Genomic DNA, 21,353 nt, shown 5'->3' on the forward strand with positions numbered 1-21,353 from the left:
AACTCTATCAAGACTCACGGTGACCGCCGCTTCAGCGGTCACGCCTCACTCGTACACCACGTCCCGGGACGCAATCTGTCCCGACGATGACGCGACAGCAAACGCGTACTGGAATACCTTCCGCCCGACGGCCAGCGAGGATGCCCAGCACCTGGAGATTCTTGCCAACAGTGCTCTGTATTTTCCGGATTGGCAATCGTTCCCGACCCTCGATATGCCTGCACTGGCTGAGTGGCAGCGATTAAGGACGCAAGCGACATAACAATCGATGAGCGCGGGTCGCGCGTTCCCTTGATATTTCATCGCGGAATGTGCGAAGAGCCTGGGAACTGCTGCCCTCAGGCAGCTTTCGTGTCCTTCTTTCAGGCGAGTTCCATCGACGAGTTTGCGATTCGGCTGGGCAGTCGGTGTTTGGGCGATTGCCAACGCGGAAAGGATCGTGGCTCGATGACAGCGTGGATTTTACGATCCGCTCTCGTGCGTTAGCTTCTCATTCAGTGATTGACACTTCATGCACACGGTAAATATCTGGTATGAAGCGAATCACGCGATCGATAAGGCTATTGTCGAAGAAAGCACTGCCGCTGGGTTCTGTGGCGAGTGTTCGAGTGCCTACGTTCGATACTAAAGCGATCAACATCAAAGTGCGATCAGCTAGGCTGATCGCTCACTAACTCGCGGCGGACGCGGAGTTCGCGAGATACCACCCGTGGCAACGAATCGGATTCAGATCACCCAGCGGCAGGATGTTTCTACTATCCTGGGAAGTGACCTTCCCTGGAACAAACTCGACGGTTGCCGAGTCGTCGTGACCGGCGCCGCAGGCTTCCTCGGTGGCTACCTGGTCCGCACGCTTCTTGCCCTGTATCCGTCCGGAAAGGTCGATCGCCCACTAAATGTCATTGCTGTGGTCCGCGATGTGCCACAGGCACGTGCGCGTTTGGGTGATGTCACAGACGATCCGAACCTCGCATTCCAGACATCAGACTTGAACGCGATCGCGAGACTCGAGGTCGCCGACTGCAACTACGTTCTGCACGCGGCGAGTCAAGCGAGTCCCCGCTTCTACAGTGTCGATCCGGTTGGTACGCTTCTGCCCAATGCTCTCGGTACCGCGGCATTGTTAGCGTGCTTGCGCTCAAGCGCGGACCCTCGAGGGATGCTGTTCGTCAGCAGCAGTGAAGTTTACGGCGACGTCCCCAGCAGCCGTTCACTCCACGAAGAAGCCTATGGGGTCTTAAACCCAACGTCGATTCGGGCGTGCTATGCGGAAGGTAAGCGCTTTGGCGAAGCGCTGTGTGCCGCCTGGTATCACCAATATCAGCTGCCGACCTACATCGTCCGCCCGTTTCACACCTATGGGCCGGGGCTCCAAGAGAATGATGGGCGGGTGTTTGCGGACTTCGCGTTCAACGTGGTGCGCGGTGAGAACATCGTCATGAACAGCGATGGAGCCGCACGCCGTGCGTTCTGCTATGTGAGCGATGCAATCGCCGGATTCTTTACGGTGCTGCTGACCGGGGAGCCCGCGGTCCCGTACAACGTCGCAAACCCCGCCGGCGAGCTATCCGTCTATGAGCTTGCCCAACTGCTGGTGAACTTGTATCCGCAGAAGATGTTGTCTGTCGTACGCCGAGCGCCGTCCCAGTCGGGTGCCCGGTCTCATGGCATTTCGACCGAGCTCTTGCCGGATACCTCCCGACTTACTGCGCTGGGCTGGCGTGCAAAGATCGATCCGGAACAGGGTTTTCGCCGGATGATTGATGCGTACTGAAGCGTTCTTGCAAGTCAGTTCGAGGCGGGTTGGCGGATGGCGCCGGCGGTGAAGTTCTTGCAGGCCGTGTAGCCTCCGTCCACAACGATCTCTTGGCCCGTCACGTGACTTGCGAGATCGGAGAGCAAAAAGACGCAGACGTTACCGATCTCATCGGCGGTGGCAGGTCGGCCCATCGGGATCAGTGCTTGGGCTTCCTCATCGCTCATCTTGCGCAAAGCGCCCTCGGTCACGGTGAATCCCGGGGCGACCGCGTTGGTTCGCACGCCCCGTCGCGCCCACTCGACGCCCAGCTGACGAGTGAGCCCCGCAACCCCAGCCTTGACGGAACAATACGCAGCGCCGCCGTCGACGGCATTGTGGCTTGCGATGGAGGTAATAAACACGATTGCCCCTGAGCCTTGTTGCAACATCGCTCGAGCCGATGCCTGCGCGCACCGAAAATACCCGGTGAGCCCTTGACCGATGACCATGTCCCAGGCGTCCTCTGCGAAGTCCTCCGCGGGTTGGTACGCCCGGCGCATCCCGCCGCACACCAATCCGTCCAGTCGCCCAAAGGCCTCCTGCGTGGTGGTGACCATGCGATGACAGTCACTTCGCGAGCTTACATCGAACTCTACGGCAATTGCCTGGCCCCCCGAGGCGTTGATGTGATCCGAGACTGCACGCGCCAACGGCGCATTGATATCACACACTGCGACGTTCGCTCCAAACCGTGCGCAGGCAAGTGCCGTCGCCTTTCCGATGCCTTGCGCGGCGCCGGTGATCGCGATGGTTTTTCCGGAGAGCATGAATCATCACCTCGACTGTTCGGATTGCAGGCGCGCCATCGACGTTAATCGCATGATGCCGTTGAGCGTCGTGGCTCAAGCGGGGCGCAGGTGCTGTTTGTTCAAACAACTGCGCAGAAGGCCCCGGCTCAAGTAGCCCACCATTGTCTTCATCGAAATCTTCCTCGCATCATCGCGACTTTCGACGCTCGACCACGCGGCATGAGGCGTGATCAACAGCCGTCCGTGCAGCCAGGGCTCGCGATTTGCGTGACAGCGAAGCAGCTTAGGCACCGGATCGGGGGGTTCCGTGGGCAACACGTCGATGCCTGCCGCACGGACGTGCCCGCTTTTCATGCCGTCATAGAGCGCTTCCCAGTCAATCAAGCCACCTCGCGCGGTGTTGAGCAGCGTCGCCTGGGGCTTCAATTGTGCAAGCGTCGTGGCGTTGATCAGATTGGCGGTTTGCGGCGTCAGGGGGGCATGCAGGCTCAAGATGTCCACCGCGGCGAACAGCTCCTCCAGCGATTCGACGCGCTCAATGCCTAGCGCTAGCTCTTGGCCTCGAGGCAAGAACGGATCATACGTCATGACCCGTAAGCCAAATGCCTTGGCTCGGAGTGCCGTCGCAGTCCCCACCGGCCCTAGACCCACGGTGCCGAAGACCCGCCCCGCCAGGCGGCGCTCATCCATGAAGACGCGATGATCGAAGTTCTTGATCGGGTCGGCGCGAACCGCTTCATCAAACGGAATCAATCCGCGCTCCAAGGCGAGCAGGAGTGCGATCGTGTGATCTGCGACTTCTGCGGTCCCATAGTCTGGCGTGTTACAGACGGGAATGTTTCGTTCGCTCGCGGCGGCCACGTCAATGTTGTTGTAGCCGGTACCACAACGCACGATGATCTTGCAGTTGCGTGCTCGCGCGATCGTCGGCGCATCCAAGCTGATCATCTGCCAGAGCAGCAAGCCATCCGCATTGGCGAGGAGATCTTCGTTCATCTGCGCCTGGCCGCGCCACTTCTCCGTCCGCAGGTCGATCAGATCGCCGCCGATCTGCCGTTCCAGCACGCCGCCGTCGTCATACACCGCATCGGGGGTATACACCAAGAATTTCATGTTAGTCAGTTCTCACAGCAGTTTTGCCAACAGGCCGCCATCGGCGATCAGGCCATTGCCGTTAATGAAGGAGGAGGCATCCGAGAGCAGAAAGGCGATGACTGAGGCGATTTCCTGCGGCGTACCCACGCGCGGGATCGCATTCAGATTGAACGAGAGTCCTAGGGCCTCAGCGCTGCCCGCCGCCTCGAATGCAGGTTGTGACATCCGGGTGTCGACGGAGCCCACGATCAATGCGTTCACGCGAATACGATCGATCGCGTAGTCGAGCGCAAGTTGCCGCGAAAGCGCCAACACGGCGCCTTTGCTCGCGGCGTAATCGGCGTGGCCTCGCGCCGTCGCAAGCGCGTGGACCGAGGACACATTGATCACACTGCCGCCCCCGGATCGACGCATCAAGGGAAGCCCGGCGCGACAAATCCGGAAGATGCCTTTGAGGTTGATGTCAAAGGTGGTGTCCCATTCCGCATCCGTCAATTCCTCGATGCGCTTGCCGGTGTTGCAGACGGCCGCGTTGTTCACGATGCCGTGCAGTGCTCCAAAGTGACTTTCCGCGAACGATAACGCGGCGTTGATCTGTTCCTGTTGCCGAACATCGACTTCCATAAAATGCAGTCGTCCCGCCATTGCTGCACTTTCGCTAATAAGCGAGGGCGCATCACGTGGATCACGAGACACGGCAAGCACCGAGGCACCGAGGTCCGCGAGCAAGAGGGCAGTGGCCCGCCCAATACCTTTGCCCGCGCCCGTGACGAGCACCGCTTTGCCGGCGAGTGAAAATTGCGTCTTGTTCATGGCTGCAGCACTGAGCTCGCTGGTGTTCTTGCCAATGCCGTGTGCGCGGACACCGCGCGCAGGACGCGCTTCTCATCGCCCTCGTCGCGGTTGAACTCGTCGACGATGTGGCCGTCAGCGAGCACAATAACGCGATGAGCCAACCCCAACACCTCCTCGAGCTCCGAGGAGGCGATCAGGACCGCGACGCCGCGTTCGGCCAGGTGAGCGACGAGGCGATAGATTTCGTGGCGAGTAGCCACATCCACGCCCTTGGTGGGATCGTCCAGCAGCAGGATCTTCGGCTGCGGCATAAGAACGCGCGCAAAGAGCAACTTCTGTTGATTGCCGCCACTTAAGTGCGCGACGGTGGCCTCGGCCGATGCGGCTTTCACGCTTAATTCCTGCATGGTGTGAAGCACATGGTTGCGCTCGGCGCTTGCGCGAACGAATCCCGCTTTGGAGAGCAGGTGCAGATTTCCCGCCGTAATGTTGGCCCGCAGAGGCAGATTAAAGAGCAAGCCGTCTCTCTTTCGGTCCTCGGTGAGGAGCCCAATGCCGAGCGCGCGCGCATCGCGGGGAGAGCGTATAGCTCGCTCGTGACCCTCGATATACATCCTGCCGGTGTGCGGGAGATGACCGTAGATGGCACTCAAGAGCTCAGTGCGTCCCGCGCCAAGTAACCCGGCGACACCTAAGATTTCGCCTCGATGCAATTCGAAGCTGATGTCTCTGACTCGCCGCCGACCGTTGTGAGTGACCGAGAAGTTCTCGAGTTTCAATACTGCAGGCCCGCGCGAAGGAGGCTTAAGGGGTGGAAACTGAGTCGCGACTTTGTAGCCCGTCATCGCGTCGTGCAGTCGATGAATGTCAAACTCCGTGCGCTCAAACTCTTCCGCAATCACACCATCGCGCAGCACCGAGGCGCGATCGCACAAGCTCAGGACTTCCGGCAGACGATGTGTAATGTAAACGATGGTCGTGGAGCGCTCTTTGAGCCGTCGTAACACACCGAACAGTCGCTCAATCTCGACTGACGTAAGCGACGCGGTGGGTTCATCCAGAAGTAAGACACTGGGCTGGGCCACCAGCGCGCGAGCAATCATGACCAGATGGCGCTGCGCGGCTGACAAGGAAGCGACCAGCGCCTGCGGCGAGAAGGAGAGTCCTAAGTCAGCCAGGAGCTGCCGGGCGCGCTGCTCGATCTGCGGCCACGGAACGAGTGGACCCCGGCCCACGCGCAGCTGACCGCAGAAGATGTTCTCAGCAACGCTCAAATTCTCAATGACTTCGATTTCCTGCGGAACAAACCCGACGCCCTCCAGACACGCGTGCGCAGGGGAGCGAAATGCGACAGGGCGTCCGTCGATCTTCAGCACACCGCGAAACGCTTCACGCGGATGGACGCCGTTCAGTATCTTCAGCAGCGTCGATTTGCCCGCGCCGTTCTGGCCGAGCAGGGCGTGGATCTCTCCCCGTCGTACACGCAGGTCACAGCCACGCAAGGCAAGCACGCCCGAGAAGTCGAGCTCAATTCCGACGGCCTCGACCGCGAAAGACTTCATCTACTGCCCAGCCTTGTCGAGCAGGGCGTAGTACTGCCCGACCTCGGCGGCGGTGATGACTCGAGCGGGCAGCGGAGTGTGATAAGGCACAGTCTTACCCTGCGCCAACGCCGCCGCGAGGTCGGCGGTCTTCGCGCCTTCCTCATAGAGCGGCTGCGCGACGATGCCAAAGACTTCGCCGGCCTTCACCAGATCCAGGTTCGCTCGGATGTAGTCCATGCCAATGATCACTAAGCTGCGCCCGGCAGTGCGGGCCGCGCCGGCCCACGTCTGCGCGCCATTGCCAGTGGTCGAGAACACGCCCGTGATCTTGCCGTTACCCTGAAGCAAGCTGATCGCCTTGGCTTTCGCTGCGGTCGCTTCATAGCCTTCGAGCTGCGGCGGCAGCACGATGATGTTTGGGAAGTGTTCCGCCATGGAGCGGCGAAAGGCCTCCGCTTTGGCGTTCTCTTCAACGTTGAAACTGCCTTGGGTGAGGGCAATCACGCCTGCGCCGCCCAGGCGCGTGCCGAGTGCGATGGCGGCCTCATTTCCCACCTGCGCGAGGTCCTGTCCCGTCGCGGCTTTCAAGCCCTTAATCGTGCCGGGCGGCGGTAGCTCGTGCCACGTCACCACCGGTAATCCTTCGGCGGCGAGCTTCTCGACGAAGGGGTAGATGGCCGTATCGAGCGTGAAGACGCCGACCGCGCCAAACGTGTCTCGAGAGAGCGCAGCTTCGGCAAGCGGGATGGTGGCCGCTACGTCCAGCGTCGTGGCGCTCGCATTGCCAACGACCTCACACGTATATCCGAGTTCTTTGCAACGGTTCAGAAAGCCCGCCTGCATGAGCTTGCAGACCGGATGATCTCGCAGCGGTTGCACCCACAGCAGACGTTTGTTTGCATCCTGTGACGCGTGGACCCCCGGCGCGGTCGATCTCGAATTCAGATGCGCTCTCACGCCCACGGCGCCGAGCACGGTCACCACAACGAGGAGGACGACGGCCGAGCGTTTGCGGTAGGTCATGCCGAAGATCTTGCCGAGCCCGGATGCGGAGGGCGTCTGTGACCTCGTCTCAGGGGATTCGATGTGGATGCCGCTGACCGCCAGGCGACGACGCGCGGTGTCCAAGCCCACCGCAAGGATCATGATGAAACCCACGGCGATCTGTTGCCAGTTCGCGCTTACGCCCACCGTCACGAGTCCACTTTGAACGACTTGCAGTAACAAGACACCGATCAAGCCGCCAATCGCCGTACCGGCACCGCCGAACAAGCTGACTCCGCCCACGACGACGCCAGCGATGACGGCCAACTCCCAGCCTGAGCCGATGCCGGTGGTGGCACTGGCGAGGTCGGCCATCACAAACATGCCGGCAATCGAGGAGAGTGCCCCGACAGCCACGAACGCGGCGATTCGGTATCGGCGCGTGGGAATGCCAACGAGATCGGCCACGAGCGCATTACCGCCGACGGCATACATGTTCCGGCCCACGACCGAGTGACGCAGCAGAATGTCAGCAGCGATCGCAGCCAGCAGAAAGAAAACAAAACTCCATCCGAGTCCCGCGATCACTGAGCTTTGACCGAGCTGTCCCACGCTCGCAGGCAAGGGGTAGACGGGATAGCCGCCGGTGACGAGTTGAATGAGTCCTTGCCCAATGAACAGCATGCCCAATGTTTGTATGAAAGCGGGAATGCGAAGCCCCACCACGGACAGGCCATTGATCAGCCCGACGGTACAGCCACACAGCAATCCGCCGAATAGGGCGGCGGGCACCGGCCAGCCCAGTGCCGTCATCAGTTTTCCGCTGACGACTGCGGCGAGGCCGGCAACTGAGCCCACGGAGAGATCGAACTCACCGTTGATGAGCAGGATGATCTGGCCGATCGCGATGATGCCGATGAATGAGACCATGTTGAGCATGGCCCGCACGTTTCGATCGGAGAGAAACGCGGGTTCGAGCAGCCAGAACAGCAGCGCAATCGCAATCAAGGCGGCGATGACACCGGCTTCACCCAACGCAAATAGTCGAAGCAGGCGCTCGGACGTCGATCCTGCCGCAGGTGAGCCTGCCACTGCCATCTAGTCATTCCCCCGGAAGAAAGATCTGCTCTTGTAGTGGATTTGAGATATCACATATATCTGCGACCGGTCAAAGCGCGCAGCGACCCCCTCGACATACGCGGATGTCACAGGGCACCGAGTCGATGTTTGCTGTCAGTGAGGCGCAACGGTGACCGACCACAAGATCAAAAAGCCGAAGTCTCTTACCCTGCTCGCATTGGAGAAGATTCGAGCGGGCATTACCAACGGTGAGTATCCCTTGGGCTCACCTTTGTACGAAAAGGCGCTCGCCGAACGGTTTGGGTTCAGCAAGACGCCGGTTCGCGAAGCGCTCGTGCAATTGCAGCGAGAGAATCTAGTGGTGGTTCAGCCCCACTCGGGTACGTTCGTCTTCGAGCTTGCGGACAAGGAGGTCACCGAGTTGTGCGAGCTACGGCTGATTTTAGAGAGCAACGCACTGCAGTTAGCGATGCGTCGGCAGTCCGGCCGGCTGCTGGTTGAGTTAGACGGTATCGTCAAGCGGATGTGTGAGGCGATCAAGAACCAGCACACCGAACAGTATCGTCGTCTCGATGGCCAGTTCCATGCGGCGTTCTTCAAGCACTGCGGCAATGTGTATCTGGCAGGCGCGTACTCGATGATCGATGCCAAATTGCAAACTCTGCGGGTCAGTCTGATTGCGCCGATTCCGAGCCTCCTCGATATCTCGCTTGATGAGCACCTGCGCATCGCTAACACCTTGAAAGACGACAAGATCGAGGTTGCGCTCAAGGTCTTGAGCGAGCACATCAAGCGGGCGCGCGAACTGATGCGCGGACTTCGGGAGGTTGAGCCGGTTACGGTGGAGGCGCTCTGATGTGCGATGCGGCGCGGCGCTGTCTCGAACAGATATATCTGTTGGTGTTGGATGACGGTCCGATGGGCCCTCAAAGACGGTCCACCTCAGAATGGGTCGCGACGATCTCGCCCCTCACTGTGAATCGGGAGCACTCGTGTTAGCGGACAAACAGATGCCGGATACGTCCGAGACCAGCCCAGCGCCCCAAACTTCCGCCGAAACGCTGCTCAAGCTCTTCGAGACGATGTCGCGGATCCGGCGCTTCGAGGAGACCGCGACCGATCTGTTTAAGAAGGGCGTGATCAAAGGAACGGCCCACAGTTACATCGGTCAAGAAGCGATCGCGGCGGGCACCTGCGCCAATCTCACGGAACAGGACTTTGTCGGCAGCTATCACCGCGGCCATGGGCACTGCATCGCCAAGGGTGCGAGAGTCGATCGAATGCTCGCGGAGCTCCTGGGGAAGGAGACGGGCTACTGCCGAGGCCTCGGTGGCTCCATGCACGTCGCCGATCTCGAGCTCAACATCCTAGGGGCCAATGGCGTGGTCGGTGCGACGATGCCGTTAGGCGCGGGCGCAGCGTTGGCGGCGCAGTATCGCAAGACCAACGCCGTTTCGATTGCATTCTTCGGCGACGGCGCGGCGAATCAGGGCGTGTTCCACGAGGCGTTGAATCTGGCGGCGGTGTGGAAGCTGCCGATGGTATTCGTTTGCGAGAACAATCAGTACGCCCTGAACACGGCGTTTCATCAAACGACATCGGTTCCACAAATCGCGCAGCGAGCGTCAGCATACGGCATCTCCGGGATAACCATCGATGGCAACGATGCGGAAGAGGTGTATCACGTGACGCGCGCCGCCATCGAAAAAGCGCGTTCCGGACAGGGGCCGAGCCTGATTGAGGCGATGACGTGGCGCTGGGGCCCGCACAGCATGCGAGCGAACCTGCGCGAGCCGCGAACGGAGGAGGCGATGACCGCCTGGAAGGCGCGCGATCCATTGATCCGGCTGCAAGAGAAAATGGCGGCGGCGCGCGTGCCGAGCGAACGCATCGAGCAGATCAAGGGCGCTGTCGAGCAAGAGATTCAAGCCGCCGTTGCCTTCGCCAATCAAAGTCCGGAGCCTGCGATCACGATCCTCGATACCGCCGTGTATTCGCCCCATCACGCCCATGAGGAACCCACAGACAAAGGCGAGCGCCAGCTCACGTATACGCAGGCATTGAACGAGGCACTCCATCAGGAAATGGAGCGCGATCCCAGCGTTCTGGTGCTCGGGGAGGACATCGCGGAGACGGGCGGCATTTTCCAGGCCACCAAGGGCCTCGTCGAAAAATTTGGACCTGCGCGCGTGCGCGACACCCCGATCTCTGAGGCGACGTTCTGCGGCGCCGCTGTGGGGGCGGCGATTGCAGGACTACGGCCGATCGTTGAAGTGCAGATCTTCGACTTCGTCACTCAGATGATGGACATGATCGTGAATCAAGCCGCGAAGTTTCGGCTGATGAATGGAGGCACCGCCAAAGTCCCGCTCGTCATTCGCGGCCCTCAAGGCGGTGGTATTCGCCTTGCTGCCCAACACAGCCAGAGCTTGGAGGCTTGGTTTGCCCACATCCCTGGGTTGGTGGTCGTCGCGCCGTCCACCGCTTACGACGCTAAGGGCCTGTTGACGGCCGCCATCCGCGATGACAACCCGGTGATGTTCCTGGAGCACAAGATGCTCTATCTGGGGGAGAAAGGGCCGGTGCCGGTGGAGAGCTATGCGATCCCGATTGGGAAAGCGGACGTGAAGCGCCAGGGCAACGACGTGACGGTGGTGGCGACGCAAGCGATGGTTGCGAAGGCGCTGTCGGCTGCGGTGGTGCTGGAGGACGAGGGCATTAGCGTGGAGGTCATCGATCCTCGGACCATCCGCCCGCTCGATGAGGAAACCATTCTCGCCTCCGTGCGCAAAACCCATCGGCTGCTCGTCGTCCACGAGGCGTGCAAGACGGGCGGCTTTGCGGCGGAAGTCTGCACGCGGGTCGTAGAACGAGAATTCCGCTCGCTTCGTGCGCCTGTCGTTCGAGTGGCCGCCTATGACACACCCATGCCATTTAACGACAAGCTTGAAACTGCTGTGATCCCCTCGCGCGAGGCAATTGCGGATGCCATTCGGGCACTTATGAAGGCTTAAAGATGACCGATATTCAATGCGTCGTCGATGCCAAGGCGCTGCTCGGTGAAGGCGTGTGTTGGGATGCGGAGGCACAGTGCCTCTGGTGGTTGGATATCTTCGCGCAGGCGATTCATCGCTATGAGCCCAAGACAGGGCAGTCGACAACCATCAGCACGCCGATGAGGCCGGGCTGCCTGGCCGTTCGCCGTCAAGGCGGCCTGGTGGTGGCCATGGGCGACGGGTTTTATTTTCTGGATCCGGCACGGGGACGTTTCGAGTCGATCGTCAATGTCGAAGCGGATATTCCAGAAACGCGCATGAATGACGGCAAGACCGATCGCCAGGGACGATTCTGGTCGGGCACGGTGTTCGAGGCCGACGGTCAAACACCGCGGCCGATCGGCTCGCTGTATTGTTTGAGTGCGAATCTGACCAGTAAAAAGGCCGCCACCGGATTTGTCTGCTCGAACGGCTTGGCATGGAGCCCGGACAGCCGCAAGCTGTATTTCACCGATAGTGCGACACCGTATGTGTGGCAGTGGGACTTCGACGCAGCGACGGGCGAGATGGATCGCCGAGAAGTGTTCATTGATCTGTCTGCCGAGCAGGCGGTGGGTGATGGCGCCACCGTCGATGCGGAGGGGTGCTATTGGTTGACCTTGCCTTTTAAAGGTAAGGTGCACCAGTACGATCCCAGCGGCAAACTCATGCGAGCAATCTCATTGCCGACGGACACGCCGACGTGCTGCGAGTTCGGCGGGCCCGAACTGGATGTGTTGTATGTGAGCACGGCCACGTTGAGACGAACGCCGGACCAACTGCGAGATCAGCCTTGGGCTGGTGCCCTCTTGGCGATCGATACTGGATCGAAAGGATTGCCGGGATGCGCGTTCGCCGGATAAGGACGTAGCCGGCGCAGCGTTCAGTGCGCTCACCTTTCCAACAGTCGACACATATAATAAGTATGCCCCGGCGTGCCGAAACGCCGCGGCTGCTAACCGTTTGAGGCCCGCCAGCGCCGCTGCCGCGCTCCGCGACTACCACAGCCTTCCCGCTGATGATGAAGTTGCCCACACATAAATGATGGGCATTCAGTAGGAAGCTTCCATGAAGGTAGTCATTCTGGCCGGCGGCTATGGCACACGCATCAGTGAAGAAAGTCATCTTCGCCCGAAGCCGCTGATCGAGATCGGCGGCCATCCCATCCTGTGGCACATCATGAAAATCTATGCGGCGCATGACCTGCAAGATTTCATCATCTGCTGTGGTTACAAGGGATACCTGATCAAGGAATATTTCTCGAACTACTTTCTGCACATGGCGGATGCGACCTTCGACATGCGCCACAACAAGGTTCAAGTCCACCATCCGCATGCCGAGCCCTGGACCATCACGCTCGTGGATACCGGCTTGGAAACATTGACGGGCGGGCGCCTGCTGAGAATCAGAGACTATCTGGACGGCGGGACGTTTTGCTTCACGTATGGGGATGGTGTGAGTGATGTGAACATCACCAAGCTCATCGACTGCCATAAACACCATCGACGCCTCTCCACGGTCACGGCCGTACAACCCCCTGCGCGATTTGGGGCTCTTGAACTCGATGACAATCGGGTCACTCGTTTCGTTGAGAAGCCCAAGGGCGATGGAGTATGGATCAATGGCGGCTTCTTCGTTCTGGAGCCGGGCATTTTCGATTACCTGGAAGGCGATCAGGACATCTGGGAACAACGCCCGCTACGTATGCTTGCCCAGCAGAATCAGCTGAGCGCCTACCGACACCAGGGCTTCTGGGCGGCGATGGATACGATGCGAGATAAGACACACCTCGAAGAGCTCTGGGCGAGCGATCGAGCGCCATGGAAAGTCTGGCGTTGACGTGCGGACCGGTCCGCCTGCGAGTCGGCGTGCGGTAGGGACGGGAAGCGGTGGCAAAAATCACGCTGGTCCGCGGGAACGATATCTTCGAGTTCGAGGGGACGGCCAACGAAAGCATATTGGATCAGGCGCTCACCCGCGGCGTACCGGCAAGCTATTCATGCAAGCGTGGCGACTGCGGCCAATGCAGCGCGAAGCTCATCGCAGGGAAGCTCGATTGCGTGGATGCCACTCGACCGCTGATCGCAGGCGAGGAGGTGCTGCTCTGTAACGCTCGGGCCCGAGGCGATGTCTCGCTCTGCATTCCTCATTTCCCGGAGCTGGCCTCGATTCAGGTGAAGCGTGCGCCCTGCAAAGTGCACCGCCTCACGCTGCTCGCACGCGATGTCATGGAAGTGACCTTGAGACTGCCGCCTACGGCGGGTTTTCAATCGCTACCGGGGCAGTTCATTCGCATTTGGAAGCGATCGCAAGTCGCACGAAGCTACTCGTTGTCGTCTGCGCCGAGTGAAAGCGGTCTGCTGCAGATTCATGTTAGGCGCGTAGAGGGCGGGCAGTTCAGCGAATACTGGTTTACGAAAGCCAAGACGGGAGATTTGCTCCAGATCGAGGGGCCGCACGGACGCTTTTTTCTACGGGAACGTCAGAAGAACCGCGTGACATTGTTCCTTGCGACGGGCACGGGCATCGCGCCCATCAACGCGATACTTGAGGGAATGAATAAGGAAACTCTCCAACGATTAGGAACGGTCGGGTTGTATTGGGGTAACCGTTACCGGCAGGACGAATACTGGGCTGAGCACCTCAGCCAGCTATGTTTAACCCGGGGAATCCGGTATCAACCGATCTATTCACGAGAAGCTGCGGCTGACGGAGTCGCCAGATACGTTCAGGACGCCGTTACGCAAGAGTACACATCGCTTGAGGACGCCGCGGCGTTCGCATGTGGTTCATCCCAGATGATCGCCGCCGCGAAAGATCGGCTCGTGCGCCTGGGCCTTCATGCCGAGAACTTCGTTGCTGATGCCTTCACGGCTTCGTGACGTCGGCATCCGCTGAAAAGGTGTGAGATGCACAAGGACTTTTGGGCGGGGAAACGTGTTTTCATGACGGGTCACAGCGGATTCAAAGGTGGCTGGCTCACGCTTTGGCTGCAATCCCTCGGCGCGGAAGTCACCGGGCTTTCACTGTCGCCGGAAACGACCCCCAACCTATTCACGCGCGCTCGGGTCGATCATGGTATCGCCTCCGTTTTTGGCGACATCCGTGACCCTGCGCTCGTGCGTCGCGCGATGTGCGATGCGCACCCGGAGATCGTCATCCATATGGCCGCACAGCCGTTGGTGCGTTACTCCTATGCAAACCCGCTCGAGACGTATGCAACCAACGTTATGGGCACCGTTCATGTGCTAGAGGCCGTCAGGCAATCGCCCGGCGTGAAAGCGGTCATCGTGGTGAGCAGTGATAAATGTTACGAGAATCACGAGTGGGTGTGGGGTTATCGCGAGGATGATCGGCTGGGTGGCCATGATCCCTATAGCAACAGCAAGGCGTGCACGGAGCTCGTTACGTCCTCGTATCGTCAGGCCTACTTCCCGGCCACCAGTTACTCCACTCATGGTGTCGCCTTGGCAAGCGCCCGGGCAGGCAATGTCATTGGAGGGGGCGACTGGTCGGAGGATCGACTCATTCCGGATGTGATCAGGGCCATGGAGCGTGAACAATCCGTCGTGATCCGAAACCAACGTGCGATTCGCCCCTGGCAGCATGTGCTGGAGCCGCTTGGCGGCTATTTACTGCTCGCCGAGCGCCTGTACACAGAGGGAAGCTGCTATGCGGAGGCCTGGAACTTTGGGCCGCACGACAGCGATGCACGCCCGGTACGATGGATAGTCGAACGGTTGACCGCTCGCTGGGCGTCCGGGGCGACGTGGACACCCGATCAAAATCCTCAGCCGCATGAAGCTCAGATGCTCAAGCTTGATTGCTCCAAAGCGCGAGATCGCCTTGGGTGGCAGCCGCGTTGGTCGCTAGGCATGACAATCGATCGGGTGGTTGACTGGTACCGAGCCGCGCAGTCGCGCCAGGATATGCGGGAGTTCACTTTAGGCCAGATCGAGGCCTATCAAACTGGCGCCTCCGCCTACGCATAGTTGATCGACGAGGTGGCTTGGAAGTAAGGGCGGCGCAAGAGGAGCACGATGGATCGTTCGCAAGCACTTCGAGCACAAATCTCCGAATTGGTCGCGGAGTACGCCGCAACCACGTTGCGACCCGCGCCTTTCGAGCCCGGCAGGACGGTGATTCCACCCTCCGGTAAGGTGATCGGTGCGAGCGAGCTTCAACTGATGGTTGAGGCGAGCCTCGATGGTTGGTTGACGACTGGTCGATTCAACGAAGAGTTCGAGCGGCGCTTGGCCGCGTTTCTCGGCGTGAAGCACCTGATCACGGTGAACTCGGGCTCTTCCGCCAATCTCGTGGCGTTCTCGACGCTGACGTCGCCCAAGCTTGGCAGCCGAGCCATCAAACCAGGCGATGAAGTCATCGGTGTGGCCGCTGGTTTTCCAACGACCGTCAACCCGATCCTGCAGTTCGGCGCGGTGCCAGTATTCGTCGACGTGGAACTGGGTACCTACAATGTCGACGCTTCAAAGATCGAAGCGGCCATCTCGCCGAAGACCAAGGCGATCATGCTCGCGCATACGTTGGGCAACCCATACAACCTCTCGGCCGTCACCGCGCTGTGCAAGCAGCACAACCTGTGGCTCATCGAGGACTGTTGCGACGCTCTGGGTGCAACATACGGTGGGCGGCTCGTGGGCACCTTTGGTGACTTGAGCACGCTCAGTTTCTATCCCGCGCATCACATCACGATGGGCGAGGGTGGGGCGGTATTCACAAACAATGACGAGCTTAAAGTCATCGCCGAATCGTTTCGTGATTGGGGGCGTGATTGCTACTGCGCGCCGGGCAAAGACAACACCTGCGGCAAGCGATTTTGTTGGAAGCTCGGCCAACTGCCCGAAGGATACGATCACAAGTACACCTACTCCCACCTTGGTTACAACCTCAAGATCTCCGATATGCAGGCGGCCTGCGCGCTGGCGCAGATGGACCGACTGAATGGGTTCATTGCTGCTCGCCGATGCAATTTTGGATTCTTGAGCGAACGCCTTCGCTCCTGTGAAGACTTCTTTGTACTTCCGCGCGCCACGCCGAGCAGTGAACCTTCGTGGTTCGGATTTCCGATCACGCTCAAATCTGCGAGCGCAGGGAGCCGGACGGAGCTGTTGACCTACCTCGATCAGAACAAGATCGGCACGAGGCTTCTCTTCGGCGGCAATCTGACGCGACAACCGTACATGCAAGGCCGAACGTATCGCGTTGCGGGGACACTGGATGTGACGGACCAGGTGATGAACGACACGTTCTGGATCGGTGTATACCCGGGTCTCGAGGAACAACACCTGGCTTACGTCGTGGAGAAGATCGAGCACTTCTTCGGCATCGGATTCTGAGCGTCGAAACGATCATGACGTGCATCGCACACGGATGAGAGGCATGAGCAACAGATTCGATCCCGCCGCGCTCCGGCGAACGATCCTCGAGATGGCCTTCGCCGGCTCCACCGTCCATATCGTGTGCGCCTTCTCGATTGTCGAGATTCTGGCAGTGCTCTACCGCAATCACCTGCGCTTAGGCGATGGTACACCGCGCGCTGAAGGGCGTGACTATCTAGTCCTCAGTAAGGGACATGGCGTCATGGCGCAGTACGCGTGCATGCGCGAGCTTGGCTGGCTCAATGACAACGACATTCGCAACTACTTTGGGAACGGCACCATATTGAAGGGCCTGTCGGATGCTCATGTGCCTGGATTGGAGGTGACCTCCGGGAGCCTCGGGCATGGACTATCGGTCGGAGTCGGCATGGCGCTCGGAGCGAAGCGCAAAGGCTCGGGGCAGCGCTGCTATGCCATTGTGGGGGACGGCGAGATGAATGAGGGCGCCGTCTGGGAAGCGATCCTGTTTGCCGCTCATTTCAAGCTGGACAATCTGACGCTCATCGTGGATGAAAATGGGTTCCAAGCCATGGGCGCCACGCACGACATCCTCGAGCTCGGAGATCTTGTGCAGAAATTGACTGCCTTCGGCTTCGACAGCATAGGCGTCGACGGTCACGACGAGCTGCGGCTCGATCATGCGCTTACGAGAACGAATGAATTGTCGAACGGCAGGCCTAAGGCCATTGTCGCCAAGACCATCAAAGGCAAAGGCGTGTCGTTCATGGAGAACAAGAATAGCTGGCACTACACCCGGCTGACGAAGGAGAGCTACGCCGATGCACTTGCAGAGATCAACGCCGCGCGCGCGACGAACGGAGCTTGGTCGTCATGAGAGAAGCGTTCTCAAGATGTCTGGTACAGGCCGCGAAGGCAAATGCCCGGCTCATGCTACTCACCGGCGATCATGGTTACGCCTTGTTCGATGACTTCCGAAAGGAGTGCGGCTCGCAGTATTTAAACGCTGGCGTGGCTGAGCAGAACATGGTGGGGGTCGCCGCGGGCCTGGCCAAGGTCGGCTTCTATCCGGTCGTGTACGGGCTATCCTCGTTCGTGCCGATTCGAGTACTCGAACAAATTAAGATGGATCTGTGCTATGAGGGTCTTTCGGCGTTACTCATTGGCGATGGCGCGGGCGTCGTCTATAGCTACTTGGGCGCCAGCCACCAGTCGACCGAAGACATCGCGGCGCTTCGCTCACTTCCGAATGTGTCGATCTACTCGCCCGCGGATGCCACCGAGATGCAGTGGTGCTTCTCTGACGCGATTGAGTCCAGGCGCACTTGCTACTTGCGTATGGGAAAGGCCGATCTGGGGCGGGTGCATCTGCACGAGGCTGTCAGTCCCGCGCCGCTCGCAACTCCAGTGCGGGTACTCGGCGACGCAGGCGATGAGATTGCGTTTATCGCGACCGGAGCCATGGTGAAGACTGCGATGATCCTCGCGCAACGTTGGCAAGGCGTTTCAGTTTGGAGCATTCCGCGACTGAAGCCATTGGATCCAGACGAGATTGACCGATGTATCTCGGGTTCGAGAAAGATCGTCACATTCGAGGAGCACTCGATTCACGGGGGACTGGGTTCGATCGTGGCGGAGCGGCTCGCAGTGTGTGATGCGGCTCGGGACGCCACGCTTTTCAGCGCTGGAATCGACAATCGGTTTTCGGACCTTTGTGGGTCCTATGATTATCTGATGGATCGGCATGGGTTGAGCGCAGAAAAGCTGCAGACCCGCTTACGGGCGTTTCTCGGCGACGAAGATCGGTCGATCTAGCGGGCAGCTTCTCTCCCGTGGTGACAGGCTCAGCGCGGCCACTCTGATCAAGACCCCAGGGCAGCTCTTGCAGCATCTTCACCGCTGACGAACGCCTGGTCTGTCCACGCGTGGTCCCAATGTCCGAATCGCCCGCAGTATCGCACGCCTGCCTCATCGAGGTAGCCATGCACGACGCGCAGCGCAGGTACGCGGTCGAAATCGTAGATTACGTTGGCATGCCGGGCCACCACCGCGTCCGCAAGGAGTATTCGGTCGTCCTCGCGCAAGATCTTACAGCGTCGCAAGTCCGCGATCGTGCGTTGGATGAGATCCTGAGGGGAGTCGACACAGGGTTTGAACCTATCGGAGAAGTAGATTTCCGCTTGAATGGTTGCGCATCCATCGGGTGCGTTCCCTGGCGAAAACAGATGCGGCAAATTGATGCGAGAGATGATGATATCTTCATCGTAGAAGTAAGTGACCATCGCGTCCGAAACGTCCGCACGGCCCACGCCGAGATTCACTAACCATACCGTGCTGAAGGCCAGCTTCTTCGAGGCGCTGAGAACGTCATCGGGAGCGCCTTTCATGATGGAGATCAAGTCCGGCAAGGGAATGGAAGAGATGAGCGTGCCGTACGAGATGGTTTCACCATCTGCAAACTGCAACGTTCGCTTCTTGGGGTCAAGATGGGTTGCGCGTTTGTTCACCCGGATGCGGAAAGTGTCCGAAAACGGCTCGAGGAAACTAACGAAGCCGCCGGTCTTTGGATACCGGAAGCCATCAATATAATTCGGAATCGGCGTGGTTCCTGGAAGAGCGGACCGGACGAGCTCTTCGATGGTGGGGCGATACATACGCGGCCCAATCCAATCCGTCGTTAAATTCTCCGTATCCGTGGTGTGGTACTTCTTGCCATAGATCATTGGAAACGTCTTTGCGAAAGTCGGCCCGTATGATCTGTGGAGCCAGTCTGCATAGGTCTGATGCGAAGGCCTACTGGTCTGTCCTTCGCTGGCGCAAGTGTCAGACGCCTTATAATCCGCAATGATCTGCACAATCAGCTCAGCGGGCAGATGGCGGAGATTGTTTTGTATCGGATGGGGTAACCGCAATCCCTGCCAATAGTTGTCGATGGTTAGTCTGCTCTCAACATACGAGCCGCGAACATTCTCCGAGAATACCTCCTGAACGTGGGCATTCTTGGTGAAAGAAATGTGTCCGCCCTCGTCGAAGGTGAAGCCATTGTCGTAGCGCAATGAGCGTGAATGTCCGCCAACAGAGTTGTTCTTGTCATAGCAGACGAAGCGAGCGCCAGCAGCCTTCAAGGCATAAGCGGCACCGAGACCGGCCATCCCCGTACCAAGCACGACGAAAGGGACCTCTTCCATGACAATCCTCGCAGCAACACTGAGCGGACTGAGGCAATTCGCGGCGTAGTACTACACGAGTAGTGCTGCAGGAGCAATTCGAACCGAGTTGGATCCTGCGAATGCACACTTGCGCGATCGTCGTGAGGCAGCCTTGGCTCCAACGCCCAATGCTGCCACTTAGCAGCACCGATTCGGTCCTCCCAATATCCACAATGTGACACCTCAAAATTGATGAGGTCGGTCGGCGTCAGAAATGGGACAAAGGACTTCGAGGACGTAGTGTGGAGCGGTGCGTTCCTGGGCTAGCTCTCTGCATCCGAGGGTGTCATTGACCATCGGATCCGGTCCGTAGACGATCTTCTCGCTTGACTCCCGAATGGATTTGACCTTTACGATCGCTTGCGGGGTGCGCTTGCGAGATCTTCGCACCGAAGGCGTCGAAGAAGGGGCGGCACAGCTAGGAGTCTTGGATTTACCTAGCTGCGCTCGCGTGCGGAAGGAGCGATAACGCTGGCCTCGCAGGTTCTTGTGGGCTCAGCAAGCCGACTTGCACTCAATCCAGAATCGATGAATCAAAGTACGCGCGCACTTCGCGAAATTTTCCGCCCTCGACCCGTACGATGTTGACACCGATCGGCGTGATCACTTTGCCGGCCGCATCCATCAGGGTGGCCTTCCATTCGAGCGAAGCTTCAGGCCCGTTTGTGATCTCGTGGACAATGTCAACCCTGACGCTTTGGAACTGACGATAGGTGGCTTCGTACCATTTACGGATGCTGTCCCAACCGACGAGGCGTTCTCCAGGCGGCATGAAGATGGCATCGGCGTGATAGTGCAGCCCCACCTTGTCCACGTTGCGCTCGGCTTCTGCGCGCCAGTAGGACTCGGAAACCTGTCGGGGGGTTGCATTCTTGCTAAGCCCAGCGGTTGTCTTCCCGGAGTTCGCGTGAGCGGGTGACATGAGCATTGCGCCCATGGCGCCTGCTGCACCAATCGCGACGGAACTCGATGCCGTGCTGGTCAGAAAGTGACGACGACTGAGTATGGAAGTGTTCATACGATCCTTCATTGAAATAGAGAGAAGACTTTCGAACCTCAGGACGACTGAAGACTGTTGCCGACCCGTGAGGAACAAGGGCTGCGCGGACGCCCAGTCTCGTTATCGAGGCCAGGCTTTCATGATAGACCCGGGAGCTGATTTGATACCGCACGTCGTTAAGGGGCTGTGGATATCGCTGGAGTTGGGAGCTGTTCTGTGGGTATTCGATTTCTGCCCGGCGACGACGTTTCATCGAGCGCAACGCGGTAAGCGAACGGCAGCCGCCACGCTGGTATCACCGCCTGATGAGGTAAGACAGCCCGTCCGTATATATACGGTGAGATTGGCCACGAGTGGCTTCCGACATCGGCCGGCTTGGCCACTTCCGGGAGTGAGCCGGCGCATATAAATAGAGAGTAAATGGCGTCATCGAACTTGAGCGGTTCTCGAGCGATCGATAGATCCGTCGGTCGCAGCCCGACACTTCGCGCGCTGATCCATCTCCAGGGGCCAAGCCCCATCCGAGAGTGATCTGACGTTTGTAAGCAGGTGGACGATCCTGCGATGGGGGCTGCATGTCTTGGAATGAGATGCTCATCTTACGTCTGTTGATCGACAATCCCGGAGGGCTGTTCGGCTCGGATTTCCTTGCGCTCTCCAACGGGCGGCTTCGGCGGGGGTCCATCTATACGATGCTCGCGCGCATG

General features: G+C 59.3%; 18 protein-coding genes. 11 read left to right on the forward strand and 7 right to left on the reverse strand.

What is annotated here, in order from left to right; translation table 11 throughout:
- Positions 1 to 262 (forward strand): hypothetical protein (locus GYH35_RS34840; protein WP_235936731.1); only part of this gene is annotated, 262 nt, incomplete at its 5' end.
- 447 nt (positions 263 to 709) lie between these two features.
- Complete coding sequence (locus GYH35_RS06925; protein WP_161827996.1) at positions 710 to 1,774, forward strand: NAD-dependent epimerase/dehydratase family protein; 1,065 nt, start codon at positions 710 to 712, stop codon at positions 1,772 to 1,774.
- Positions 1,775 to 1,788: 14 nt separating this feature from the next.
- Here the strand turns inward: GYH35_RS06925 and GYH35_RS06930 are convergent, their stop codons facing one another.
- The 5 genes from GYH35_RS06930 to GYH35_RS34535 all read right to left on the reverse strand — a co-directional run bounded on the left by GYH35_RS06930 (position 1,789) and on the right by GYH35_RS34535 (position 8,063).
- Complete coding sequence (locus GYH35_RS06930) at positions 1,789 to 2,565, reverse strand: SDR family NAD(P)-dependent oxidoreductase (protein ID WP_161827997.1); 777 nt, start codon at positions 2,563 to 2,565, stop codon at positions 1,789 to 1,791.
- Positions 2,566 to 2,640: 75 nt separating this feature from the next.
- A complete protein-coding gene (locus GYH35_RS06935; RefSeq protein ID WP_161827998.1) occupies positions 2,641 to 3,660 on the reverse strand; it encodes a C-terminal binding protein in 1,020 nt (339 codons plus the stop codon).
- A gap of 12 nt (positions 3,661 to 3,672) precedes the next feature.
- Complete coding sequence (locus GYH35_RS06940) at positions 3,673 to 4,455, reverse strand: SDR family NAD(P)-dependent oxidoreductase (RefSeq protein ID WP_161827999.1); 783 nt, start codon at positions 4,453 to 4,455, stop codon at positions 3,673 to 3,675.
- Positions 4,452 to 5,999 (reverse strand): sugar ABC transporter ATP-binding protein, encoded by a 1,548-nt coding sequence (locus GYH35_RS06945; RefSeq protein WP_161828000.1) that lies wholly within the window; start codon positions 5,997 to 5,999, stop codon positions 4,452 to 4,454. Before GYH35_RS06945 ends, GYH35_RS06940 begins: the two co-directional genes overlap by 4 nt.
- Positions 6,000 to 8,063: an ABC transporter permease subunit gene (locus GYH35_RS34535; RefSeq protein ID WP_202624135.1), complete on the reverse strand. Its 2,064-nt coding sequence runs from the start codon at positions 8,061 to 8,063 to the stop codon at positions 6,000 to 6,002. It lies immediately after the preceding gene.
- A 151-nt stretch (positions 8,064 to 8,214) separates the two neighbouring features.
- Between GYH35_RS34535 and GYH35_RS06960 the strand changes: the two genes are divergently transcribed.
- From GYH35_RS06960 to GYH35_RS07000, 9 genes are all read left to right on the forward strand, one after another.
- Positions 8,215 to 8,901, forward strand: a complete 687-nt coding sequence (locus GYH35_RS06960) for a GntR family transcriptional regulator (protein ID WP_161828001.1) — start codon at positions 8,215 to 8,217, stop codon at positions 8,899 to 8,901.
- Between the two features lie 226 nt (positions 8,902 to 9,127).
- Positions 9,128 to 11,059: an alpha-ketoacid dehydrogenase subunit alpha/beta gene (locus GYH35_RS35245; RefSeq protein ID WP_161828378.1), complete on the forward strand. Its 1,932-nt coding sequence runs from the start codon at positions 9,128 to 9,130 to the stop codon at positions 11,057 to 11,059.
- A 2-nt stretch (positions 11,060 to 11,061) separates the two neighbouring features.
- Positions 11,062 to 11,943, forward strand: coding sequence for an SMP-30/gluconolactonase/LRE family protein (locus GYH35_RS06970; RefSeq protein WP_161828002.1), 882 nt, complete (start codon positions 11,062 to 11,064; stop codon positions 11,941 to 11,943).
- 205 nt (positions 11,944 to 12,148) lie between these two features.
- Positions 12,149 to 12,919 carry a glucose-1-phosphate cytidylyltransferase gene (gene rfbF, locus GYH35_RS06975; RefSeq protein ID WP_161828003.1) on the forward strand — a complete coding sequence of 257 codons (771 nt, stop codon included), beginning with the start codon at positions 12,149 to 12,151 and terminating at the stop codon, positions 12,917 to 12,919.
- A 50-nt stretch (positions 12,920 to 12,969) separates the two neighbouring features.
- Positions 12,970 to 13,962, forward strand: coding sequence for an FAD-binding oxidoreductase (locus tag GYH35_RS06980; protein WP_161828004.1), 993 nt, complete (start codon positions 12,970 to 12,972; stop codon positions 13,960 to 13,962).
- Between the two features lie 27 nt (positions 13,963 to 13,989).
- The gene (gene rfbG, locus GYH35_RS06985) at positions 13,990 to 15,072 is read left to right on the forward strand and encodes a CDP-glucose 4,6-dehydratase (protein WP_161815267.1); all 1,083 of its coding nucleotides are present in this window, start codon (positions 13,990 to 13,992) and stop codon (positions 15,070 to 15,072) included.
- Between the two features lie 48 nt (positions 15,073 to 15,120).
- Positions 15,121 to 16,437 carry a lipopolysaccharide biosynthesis protein RfbH gene (gene rfbH, locus GYH35_RS06990; protein ID WP_161828005.1) on the forward strand — a complete coding sequence of 439 codons (1,317 nt, stop codon included), beginning with the start codon at positions 15,121 to 15,123 and terminating at the stop codon, positions 16,435 to 16,437.
- A gap of 43 nt (positions 16,438 to 16,480) precedes the next feature.
- Positions 16,481 to 17,314, forward strand: coding sequence for a transketolase (locus GYH35_RS06995; protein WP_161828006.1), 834 nt, complete (start codon positions 16,481 to 16,483; stop codon positions 17,312 to 17,314).
- Positions 17,311 to 18,252: a transketolase family protein gene (locus GYH35_RS07000; RefSeq protein ID WP_161828007.1), complete on the forward strand. Its 942-nt coding sequence runs from the start codon at positions 17,311 to 17,313 to the stop codon at positions 18,250 to 18,252. The genes GYH35_RS06995 and GYH35_RS07000 overlap by 4 nt, the downstream gene beginning before the upstream one ends.
- A gap of 47 nt (positions 18,253 to 18,299) precedes the next feature.
- On the opposite strand, the gene GYH35_RS07005 is transcribed toward GYH35_RS07000, so the two are convergent.
- On the reverse strand, positions 18,300 to 19,625 hold the full coding sequence (locus tag GYH35_RS07005) for a protoporphyrinogen/coproporphyrinogen oxidase (protein WP_202624136.1): 1,326 nt from the start codon (positions 19,623 to 19,625) through the stop codon (positions 18,300 to 18,302).
- Between the two features lie 535 nt (positions 19,626 to 20,160).
- Entirely contained in the window at positions 20,161 to 20,664 is a 504-nt protein-coding gene (locus GYH35_RS07010; protein WP_161828008.1) for a nuclear transport factor 2 family protein, read from the reverse strand.
- Positions 20,665 to 21,353: the final 689 nt, after the last annotated feature.

Origin of the sequence: Steroidobacter agaridevorans (assembly GCF_009932555.1) — a bacterium.
Classification (GTDB): Bacteria; Pseudomonadota; Gammaproteobacteria; order Steroidobacterales; family Steroidobacteraceae; genus Steroidobacter; species Steroidobacter agaridevorans.

What these genes read in the sequence shown, in the direction of transcription:
- GYH35_RS06930 (WP_161827997.1), bottom strand. Translation starts at nt 2,565, where the DNA reads ATGCTCTCCGGAAAAACCATCGCGATCACCGGCGCCGCGCAAGGCATC.
- GYH35_RS06935 (WP_161827998.1), bottom strand. Translation starts at nt 3,660, where the DNA reads ATGAAATTCTTGGTGTATACCCCCGATGCGGTGTATGACGACGGCGGC.
- GYH35_RS06940 (WP_161827999.1), bottom strand. Translation starts at nt 4,455, where the DNA reads ATGAACAAGACGCAATTTTCACTCGCCGGCAAAGCGGTGCTCGTCACG.
- GYH35_RS06945 (WP_161828000.1), bottom strand. Translation starts at nt 5,999, where the DNA reads ATGAAGTCTTTCGCGGTCGAGGCCGTCGGAATTGAGCTCGACTTCTCG.
- GYH35_RS34535 (WP_202624135.1), bottom strand. Translation starts at nt 8,063, where the DNA reads ATGGCAGTGGCAGGCTCACCTGCGGCAGGATCGACGTCCGAGCGCCTG.
- GYH35_RS35245 (WP_161828378.1), top strand. Translation starts at nt 9,128, where the DNA reads ATGTCGCGGATCCGGCGCTTCGAGGAGACCGCGACCGATCTGTTTAAG.
- GYH35_RS06970 (WP_161828002.1), top strand. Translation starts at nt 11,062, where the DNA reads ATGACCGATATTCAATGCGTCGTCGATGCCAAGGCGCTGCTCGGTGAA.
- rfbF (WP_161828003.1), top strand. Translation starts at nt 12,149, where the DNA reads ATGAAGGTAGTCATTCTGGCCGGCGGCTATGGCACACGCATCAGTGAA.
- rfbG (WP_161815267.1), top strand. Translation starts at nt 13,990, where the DNA reads ATGCACAAGGACTTTTGGGCGGGGAAACGTGTTTTCATGACGGGTCAC.
- rfbH (WP_161828005.1), top strand. Translation starts at nt 15,121, where the DNA reads ATGGATCGTTCGCAAGCACTTCGAGCACAAATCTCCGAATTGGTCGCG.
- GYH35_RS06995 (WP_161828006.1), top strand. Translation starts at nt 16,481, where the DNA reads ATGAGCAACAGATTCGATCCCGCCGCGCTCCGGCGAACGATCCTCGAG.
- GYH35_RS07000 (WP_161828007.1), top strand. Translation starts at nt 17,311, where the DNA reads ATGAGAGAAGCGTTCTCAAGATGTCTGGTACAGGCCGCGAAGGCAAAT.
- GYH35_RS07005 (WP_202624136.1), bottom strand. Translation starts at nt 19,625, where the DNA reads ATGGAAGAGGTCCCTTTCGTCGTGCTTGGTACGGGGATGGCCGGTCTC.
- GYH35_RS07010 (WP_161828008.1), bottom strand. Translation starts at nt 20,664, where the DNA reads ATGAACACTTCCATACTCAGTCGTCGTCACTTTCTGACCAGCACGGCA.